Raw genomic sequence first — 8483 nt, forward strand, 5'->3', positions numbered from 1 at the left:
GCGACGTCCACCCTTCAACGATCCGAACGGGTGGGCGGGTGGGAAAAGCAAAGAAAAATGACCCCGTCCAACCGGACGGGGCCATAAAAACCCTCAGCGCCGAGCCACACCCTCCGCCCGCGCCGCCGCCGCAACCGCCGCAGTCACCGCGGGAGCGACCCGCTCGTCGAACGGCGACGGAATAACGTAGTCCGCAGCGAGGTCGTCCCCCACCACCCCCGCCAACGCCTCGGCCGCCGCGATCTTCATCCCCTCGGTGATCCGCGACGCCCGCACCTGCAGCGCACCCGCGAAGATCCCCGGGAACGCCAGCACGTTGTTGATCTGGTTGGGGAAGTCCGACCGCCCGGTCGCCACGACCGCCGCGTACTTGTGCGCCACATCGGGGTGCACCTCGGGGTTCGGGTTGGCCATCGCGAACACGAACGCGCCCTCGGCCATGGAGGCGACCGCCTCCTCCGGCACCGTACCGCCGGAGACCCCGATGAAGACGTCCGCGCCCGCCAGGGCCGCCTCCAGCGACCCGGAGAGCCCCGCCTTGTTCGTGAACCCGGCCAGCTCCCGCTTGACCGGCGTCAGGTCGTCCCGGTCGGCCGACACGACGCCCTTGCGGTCCGCGACCGCGACATCGCCGATGCCGGCCTCGATCAGCATCTTCGCGATGGCGACCCCCGCCGCGCCGGCGCCCGAGATGACGGCCCTGAGCTCCCCGAGCTCCTTCCCGCTCAGCCGCGCCGCGTTCCGCAGCGCTGCCAGCGTCACGACCGCCGTACCGTGCTGGTCGTCGTGGAAGACCGGGATGTCGAGCCGCTCCTGGAGCCTGCGCTCGATCTCGAAGCACCGCGGTGCCGAGATGTCCTCGAGGTTCACACCGCCGAAGGACGGGGCGAGCCGGACCACGGTCTCGACGATCTCGTCCACGTCGGTGCACGCCAACGCGATCGGCACGGCGTCCACGCCGCCGAACTGCTTGAACAGAATCGCCTTGCCCTCCATCACCGGGAGGGAGGCCTCGGGCCCGATGTCACCGAGCCCCAGCACGGCCGTACCGTCGGTCACGACGGCGACGACGGACGACTTCCACGTGTAGTCGTGGACGAGGTCCGGCTGCTCGGCGATCGCGGTGCACACCTTCGCGACGCCGGGCGTGTACGCCAGGGACAGGTCGTCCTTGTCACGGACCGGCACGGTGGCCTGCACAGCCATCTTGCCGCCGCGGTGCAGCGCGAACGCCGGATCGAAGGAATCGAGGGGCTCTGCCCCGCCCTCCTGCTCCGTACTGCTGTCGCTGCGAGGATTGACGATCTCCGCTGCCACTTTGTTTTACCCCTTAAGTCTTCATGGTTTGAGGGTTGACCACTCCTGGTGAGGGGTGGGCGGGCACCGCGCACGGCCCTGGTGAGTGATGCGTACGGGCACATACGCGACGGGCGCGCCGCACACGCGCCCTGAGCCCCGGATGAGGGGTGTAAAGAACCTTCTTACCTGACGGAGGGTGTCGTCGACGAGTCGATAGCGCGAAGGTCACATGCCAGTGACATGACTCATGCCTGAATATGGGGACAAGGCCTCGACAAACCGTCGACAACCGCTCAACGAACACACGGCACCGGCTATCGAACGGCCACATCCTGAGACACACCGAAGATCTTCCTGCCGGAACCAGGGATTCCCGTAGAAGATCCGGTCGGGATGTCCCGGAGTGGTCCGGTTCGAGGGTCACTCGTTATCCGATTTTGACATCGCGGGTCACCTGAATGGTCCAGTCCGAATGGCAAGATGCGGTAATCACACGAGGTCGCGACACCCGAAGCTGTGTGTTCTCGTCGACCCATCGGCAACTCCACCCATCCGCCGGAGGAACCCACAATGACCGCCAGCTCCACCCGTCGTACGACCGCCGCGCGTTCCCGGCTAGCCGCGGTCGGTGCGATCGCGGTCGCAGGCGCCCTACTGCTCACCGGCTGCGGTGACCAGACGGAGAACGGCGGCGGCTCGGACAGCACGGACACCGCGACGACCGCGGCCGCCCCGCTGGCCGACAAGCTGCCCAAGGAGATCCGCGACAAGGGCGTCATCAAGGTCGGTTCGGACATCGCGTACGCGCCGGTCGAGTTCAAGGACAGCTCCGGCAAGACGGTCGGTATCGACCCGGACGTCGCCGCCGCCATGGGCAAGCAGCTCGGCGTGACGTTCCAGTTCGAGAACGGCACGTTCGACACCCTCATCACCGGTCTGCGCTCCAAGCGCTACGACATCGCCATGTCCGCGATGACCGACACCAAGGACCGCCAGGAGGGCATCGACTCCGACACCGGCAAGAAGGTCGGTGAGGGCGTCGACTTCGTGGACTACTTCACCGCCGGTGTCTCGATCTACACCAAGAAGGGCGACGACCAGGGCATCAAGACCTGGTCCGACCTGTGCGGCAAGAAGATCGTGGTGCAGCGCGGCACGGTCTCCGAGGACCTCGCCAAGGCCGAGGCGAAGAAGTGCCCGAAGGGCAAGAAGCTCTCCATCGAGGCCTTCGACAACGACCAGCAGGCCCAGACCCGCCTGCGCGCGGGCGGCGCCGACGCCGGCTCCTCCGACTTCCCGGTCGCCGCGTACGCGGTGCAGACCTCCGGCGGCGGCAAGGACTTCCAGCTCGTCGGCGAGCAGGTCGAGGCCGCCCCGTACGGCATCGCGGTCGCCAAGAACAACACCCAGCTGCGGGACGCCCTGCAGGCCGCCCTGGATGCGATCATCGCGAACGGCGAGTACGACAAGATCATAAAGAAGTGGGGCGTCGAGGACGGCGCCGTCGACAAGGCCACCATCAACGGCGGCAAGTGATCGCTCGGTCGGCGACCAGCGACCACTGAAAGGCAACACCCGTGACTGTTGACATCGACAAGACGGCGGGCCCGGCCGACACGCCCCCGGCCGGACCGGAGGCCATCAAGGCCATCCCGGTCCGGCACTACGGGCGGTACGTCTCCGCCGTCGTCGCGATCGCCCTGCTCGGTGCGGTCGTGTACGCGTTCTCCCAGGGCCAGATCAACTGGAACGCGATTCCGGACTACTTCTTCGACGACCGCGTACTCAGCGGCGTGGGCAAGACGCTGCTGCTGACCGCCCTGTCCATGGCGATCGGCATCGTCGGCGGCATCCTGCTCGCCGTGATGCGGCTGTCGAAGAACCCGGTGACCTCCGCCATCGCGTGTTCTACATCTGGTTCTTCCGCGGCACCCCGGTCCTGGTCCAGCTCATCGTCTGGTTCAACCTGGGCCTGGTCTTCGAATACATCAACCTCGGTCCGGTCTACCGGGACGAGTGGTCGGACTTCATGACCCCGTTCCTGACCGCGCTGCTCGGCCTGGGTCTCAACGAGGCCGCGTACATGGCCGAGATCTGCCGCGCCGGTCTGCTCGCGGTGGACGAGGGCCAGACCGAGGCGGCGCACGCGCTGGGCATGAGTCACGCCAAGACGCTGCGCCGGATCGTCATCCCGCAGGCGATGCGCGTGATCGTGCCGCCGACGGGCAACGAGGTCATCAACATGCTGAAGACGACCTCTCTGGTCTCGGTCGTCCAGTACTCCGAACTGCTCCGCGTGGCCCAGGACATCGGCCAGACCTCCGGTGCCCCGGCCGAGATGCTGTTCCTCGCCGCGGCCTGGTACCTCCTGCTGACCTCGGTCTTCAGCGTCGGCCAGTACTACCTTGAGAGGTACTACGCCCGGGGCTCCAGCCGACAGCTGCCGCCCACGCCGTGGCAGAAGATCAAGAAGAACGTGCTCTCCCTGTCGAGCCGGAAGGGAGTCACGGCATGACCGAGAACGTGAGCAAGACGGACACCCCCGCGGAGCACTCCGTCGTCCCGATGGTCAAGGCCGAGGGCGTCCACAAGTCCTTCGGTCACGTCGAGGTCCTCAAGGGCATCGACCTGGAGGTGAAGACCGGCGAGGTGTTCTGCCTCATCGGCCCCTCCGGCTCCGGCAAGTCGACGTTCCTCAGGTGCATCAACCACCTGGAGAAGATCAACGCCGGGCGCCTGTACGTCGACGGGGAGCTGGTCGGTTACCGCCAGAAGGGCGACAAGCTGTACGAGCTCAAGGACAGCGAGGTCGCACTGAAGCGCCGGGACATCGGCATGGTCTTCCAGCGCTTCAACCTGTTCCCGCACATGACGGCGCTGGAGAACGTCATGGAGGCCCCGATCCAGGTCAAGGGCACCAGCAGGGCCCAGGCCAGGGAGCGGGCAGCACAGCTCCTGGACCGGGTGGGCCTGGCCGACAAGGCCGGGAACTACCCGTCGCAGCTCTCCGGCGGCCAGCAGCAGCGCGTCGCCATCGCCCGGGCCCTCGCCATGGACCCGAAGCTGATGCTGTTCGACGAGCCGACCTCGGCCCTGGACCCGGAGCTGGTCGGTGACGTCCTCGATGTCATGCGCGACCTGGCCGAGTCCGGCATGACGATGGTCGTCGTCACCCACGAGATGGGCTTCGCCCGCGAGGTCGGCGACAGCCTGGTCTTCATGGACGGCGGTGTGGTGGTCGAGTCCGGCAACCCGCGCGACGTACTGACCGACCCGCAGCACGAGCGCACAAAGGCGTTCCTGTCGAAGGTGCTCTGACGGTACGCAGGAGAAGGGGCGGTACGGAGACTTCCGTACCGCCCCTTCTCCTGTCCGGCCCTGCTTGAGCGCTCCTGTCCGGCCTTACTTGAGCACGCCTCTTCGCCCCTACTTGAGCGCCAGCAACAGCGTGTCCGACGGCGAGCACCACACCGGACGCGCCTCCGCGAAGCCCTTGTCGCGCAGTACGCGCGCGTGCCAGGCGGCGGACGGCATGTCGCCGTCGGCGTGATCGCCGTAGATCTCGTAGCGGCGGGCGGTGGGCGCGGCGAGGACCGGATCCTTGGCGGCGAGCTGCCACCACTCGGCCCAGTCGAGGGCGCCGGCCTTCTGCGCCTGGTCCATGCGCGCGTGTCGCAGGGTGCGCTCGGCCGCGTTGATGCGGGGCGTGGTGTCGTCGATCATGTGGTCGGCGTTCATGAAGACGCCGCCGTGCCGGACGAGCCCGGCGATCCGGCCGTAGAGCGCCTCGAGGGGTTGGGCGTGGAACCAGTGCAGTGCGGTGGCGGTGAGGACGGCGTCGTACGTGTCGTACGGCAGCCGGGCGGGCCAGTCGGGGTCCTTGAGGTCCGCCTCGACGAAGGTGACACGGTCGTCGCCGTCGAAGGTGCCGCGGGCGATGGCGAGCAGCGCGGGGTCGAGGTCGATGCCGGTGCTGGTGGCCTTGGGGAACCGGTCGAACAGGCGGGCGGTGATGCTGCCCGTGCCGCAGGCGAGGTCGAGGACGCGCGGCTCGTCGCCGGTGAAGGCCTCGACCATGTCCAGCATGACCCGGAAGCGCTCTTCCCGGTCGGGCATGTACCACTCCTGTTGCCGGTCCCAGCTGCGCTGCCAGGCCTGCCAGTCGGTCCCGGTGGCAGTGGTCTCCATGTCCGTCATTCGCAACCCTCCGTCACGCTCGTCGCGCGCTGCGACGCGTAATACCCTGGAAGCACGACCGTCTGTTACCCGACCGCAGCACGACGATAGAGCGCCTCCGTAAGGACTACAAGTGGAACTGGCCTATTACTCGGATTACGCCGTACGTCTCGTCAACAGCGAGGAGCCGGCCCGGGGCAAGGACTCGCTGACCTCGGTGGAGGCCGTCCGCGACCTGTTCGGCGTCAACCAGTCGGCGGCCCGCCGCGCCACCGACGCGGACGTGACGCGGTTCCGCTCGGTCCGGGCCCGGCTGCGTGCGGTCTTCGATGCGGCCGACAGCGGCGACGAGACACTCGCGGTGGACCTGCTGAACTCCCTGCTCCTGGAGTTCCCGGTGAGCCCGCAGATCTCCGGACACGACTTCCGCGACGACGACGGCCGCCCGCTGTGGCACATGCACCTGGCGGACCACCCGTCGAACGCGACCGCGGGCTACGCGGCCATCGCGGCGATGGGGCTGGCCTTCCACCTCACCGAGTACGGCGTGGACCGTCTGGGCCTGTGCGAGGCGGCCCCGTGCCGCAACGCCTACCTCGACACCTCCACCAACCGCTCCCGGCGCTACTGCTCCGACCGCTGCGCCACCCGCGCCAACGTGGCCGCCTACCGCGCCCGCAAACGCCTGGAGGCCGACCGGTCGGAGAAGACGGGCCGGGCCGCCGACAGCGCCCAGCGCAGCACCGCCAGCAGCGAACGCTGATCGGCCCGCCGCGGCCGATACCGGAACCGCACCCGCCCAAGGACCAGCTCCTCCGGCACGGTGCCGTAATCCGTACTGTCGCCACCGGCGTAGGCGTTGTCCCCGAGCACCCACCAGCCGCCCTCGCGGCGCTCCGCGGCCCGCTTGACCACCAGCAGGTCCTGCTGGAACGGATGACGCAGGACGACGACGTCACCGGGCCGGATCCGAGCGCCGTAGCGCACCACGAGCCGGTCCCCGTGGAACAGTGTCGGCACCATGGAGGGACCGGTCACCTCAGCCACCCCGAAGGGCAGCAGCGCCCCCCTGCGCTCGCTCTCCTCCGACAGTTCCGGCATCCCCGGCACCTCCCCTGCTCGATGCTCCACCAGTCTCAGTCTCACCCCGGACTTTTGTCCTAAGCCCATGGGGGCACTCGCGAAATCCCGTCCCTCAGGGAGTAATGTCCCACCTGAGAAGACGATCACGAGGAAGGAATGCTCCATGCTTTCCCGCCTGTTTGCCCCCAAGGTCAAGGTCAGCGCACACTGCGACCTGCCCTGCGGTGTGTACGACCCGGCCCAGGCCCGCATCGAGGCGGAGTCGGTGAAGGCCATCCAGGAGAAGATGGCCGGCAACGACGACCCGCACTTCCAGGCTCGCGCCACCACCATCAAGGAGCAGCGCGCCGAACTGGCCAAGCACCACGTCTCCGTGCTGTGGAGCGACTACTTCAAGCCCCCGCACTTCGAGAAGTACCCCGAGCTGCACCAGCTGGTCAACGACACCCTGAAGGCCCTCTCGGCCGCCAAGGCGTCCACCGACCCGGCCACCGGCCAGAAGGCCCTGGACTACATCGCCCAGATCGACAAGATCTTCTGGGAGACCAAGAAGGCCTGATCTTCGATCATGCCGCTTGACCTGCGATTTCTTTGGTCGCCTGGTCTTCCTGTCCGCACCCGGTCCGCAGGCCGCCGAGAACGGCGTCCATGACGGTCCGGGTGCGGTCTTCTTCGCCCGGCCACAGATGGGCGTAGATCCGCAGCGTGATGACGGCGGACGCGTGGCCGAGGACGAGCTGGACCTGCTTGACACTCGCTCCACCGGCTACCCAGGTCGTTCGCAACCTGCGCGATCGGCCTGCCGTCTCGGCGACGATCCGCACAGCCCCCTCACGGAACTCCGCGTCGAACTTCCGTCTCTTGCCCGCCATGACTCCCAACTTCCCCTGCAGTCACGGTCTCTACGCTACGAGGGGAAGGTCAACCCCGACTCCTGATCGCCCGTCAAGGCATCCGGTAGTAGTAGTCCGACGGCAGGGCTAGTGCGAACACGATGCCGCGCTGTCGGCGGATCTCTCCTACGGATGATGACGCGGGTTCGCGTACATACCGGTATACGCCTGTGAGGCGTTCCGGTTCAGTGAGAGGCTGTCCGGGGCGGTCCCATGTGAGGATGTGCCCGGCGTGGGCTATCTCGTCGGCCGACGGAAGAGGCGTGTTGGCGCGGGTGAAAGGGATGGGAGACAGAGGCTGCTCGCCCGCGTCAAGGATACGGCCGATGGTCTCCGCGGGCGGCAGTGGCGAGCTGTAGTAGGCGGTCACGCGCATCCAGCACGACACCTTGAACGCAGGCTTCGACGGACTCAGCCATTCCCACGTGGGGGTTCCTGGCAGGCAGTGATCTTCGATGGCGAGGAGACGCAGGGTGAGCGGAGTCGTCTCGCCATACGCCCTCGCGATGGCACGCAAGTGGGCCTCGGCCTCTTGGCGGGCCTTGTCGGCTTCCCGGCTTGCGGCAAGCCGTCGCGCTTTTCCTCCGGCTGGTCGACACCCACGCAGACCAAACGGCGGCAGCCGCTACTGCTGCGATGCGAAGCGGCTCGGCGACAACACGCCGCACGGGACGCATCATGGCACCGGGCTTTTCCGCTGCGTGCTTTCGGGAAACGCAACAGCTTGCAGAACGGACGCGGCGGCCGTGGCAAAAGTCTGGACCGAGACCCACAAGACCGCCTCCCAGGCAGTAGGGGAACGGTCGACCAGGTGGGGGCGACGACGGCGAACCACACGCAGCCGGAAACGATCACGGCAAGGTGGTTGCCCCGCATCCTGACGAGACGCAGACCTGCCCACACCGCTAGTGTGATGCGCCTGAAATTGCAGGTGTAAGTCTGTAGGCTGTTTTCATGTCGCATCGGGGTCCGCGTGCTGTCGAGGTCGTGCTGTCCGAGGAGGAGCGCGCCGAGTTGTCGCGTTGGGCGGGT

General features: G+C 67.5%; 8 protein-coding genes and 2 pseudogenes. 5 read left to right on the top strand and 5 right to left on the bottom strand.

The features are described from left to right. Positions 1–93: 93 nt before the first annotated feature. A complete protein-coding gene (locus tag ACTWQJ_RS40435) occupies positions 94–1317 on the bottom strand; it encodes an NAD(P)-dependent malic enzyme (protein ID WP_443311419.1) in 1224 nt (407 codons plus the stop codon). A 552-nt stretch (positions 1318–1869) separates the two neighbouring features. Between ACTWQJ_RS40435 and ACTWQJ_RS40440 the strand changes: the two genes are divergently transcribed. From ACTWQJ_RS40440 to ACTWQJ_RS40450, 3 genes and pseudogenes are all read left to right on the top strand, one after another. After that, the gene (locus ACTWQJ_RS40440) at positions 1870–2835 is read left to right on the top strand and encodes an ABC transporter substrate-binding protein (protein WP_443311420.1); all 966 of its coding nucleotides are present in this window, start codon (positions 1870–1872) and stop codon (positions 2833–2835) included. 41 nt (positions 2836–2876) lie between these two features. Further along, a pseudogene (locus ACTWQJ_RS40445) lies at positions 2877–3814 on the top strand (amino acid ABC transporter permease). A 50-nt stretch (positions 3815–3864) separates the two neighbouring features. Then, positions 3865–4617 (top strand): amino acid ABC transporter ATP-binding protein, encoded by a 753-nt coding sequence (locus ACTWQJ_RS40450; protein ID WP_443311424.1) that lies wholly within the window; start codon positions 3865–3867, stop codon positions 4615–4617. Positions 4618–4725: 108 nt separating this feature from the next. Here the strand turns inward: ACTWQJ_RS40450 and ACTWQJ_RS40455 are convergent, their stop codons facing one another. Then, positions 4726–5496, bottom strand: a complete 771-nt coding sequence (locus tag ACTWQJ_RS40455) for a class I SAM-dependent methyltransferase (RefSeq protein ID WP_443311421.1) — start codon at positions 5494–5496, stop codon at positions 4726–4728. 112 nt (positions 5497–5608) lie between these two features. On the opposite strand from ACTWQJ_RS40455, the gene ACTWQJ_RS40460 reads away from it, so the two are divergent. Beyond that, positions 5609–6238, top strand: coding sequence for a CGNR zinc finger domain-containing protein (locus ACTWQJ_RS40460; protein ID WP_443311422.1), 630 nt, complete (start codon positions 5609–5611; stop codon positions 6236–6238). Here the strand turns inward: ACTWQJ_RS40460 and sodX are convergent. Next, the gene (gene sodX / locus ACTWQJ_RS40465) at positions 6142–6576 is read right to left on the bottom strand and encodes a nickel-type superoxide dismutase maturation protease (RefSeq protein WP_385513357.1); all 435 of its coding nucleotides are present in this window, start codon (positions 6574–6576) and stop codon (positions 6142–6144) included. The two genes, ACTWQJ_RS40460 and sodX, sit on opposite strands and share 97 nt — an antisense overlap. A gap of 145 nt (positions 6577–6721) precedes the next feature. Here sodX and sodN point away from each other — a divergent pair, with 145 nt between their 5' ends. Further along, entirely contained in the window at positions 6722–7117 is a 396-nt protein-coding gene (gene sodN / locus ACTWQJ_RS40470) for a superoxide dismutase, Ni (protein WP_141312035.1), read from the top strand. A gap of 7 nt (positions 7118–7124) precedes the next feature. Here the strand turns inward: sodN and ACTWQJ_RS40475 are convergent. Both ACTWQJ_RS40475 and ACTWQJ_RS40480 read right to left on the bottom strand, forming a co-directional pair. Then, positions 7125–7328: pseudogene (locus ACTWQJ_RS40475) on the bottom strand (tyrosine-type recombinase/integrase); the annotation flags it as partial. Positions 7329–7503: 175 nt separating this feature from the next. Beyond that, entirely contained in the window at positions 7504–7827 is a 324-nt protein-coding gene (locus tag ACTWQJ_RS40480) for a hypothetical protein (RefSeq protein ID WP_443311423.1), read from the bottom strand. Positions 7828–8483: the final 656 nt, after the last annotated feature.

This window comes from Streptomyces sp. KR55, from assembly GCF_052245645.1.
GTDB classification, from domain to species: Bacteria; Actinomycetota; Actinomycetes; order Streptomycetales; family Streptomycetaceae; genus Streptomyces; species Streptomyces flavusporus.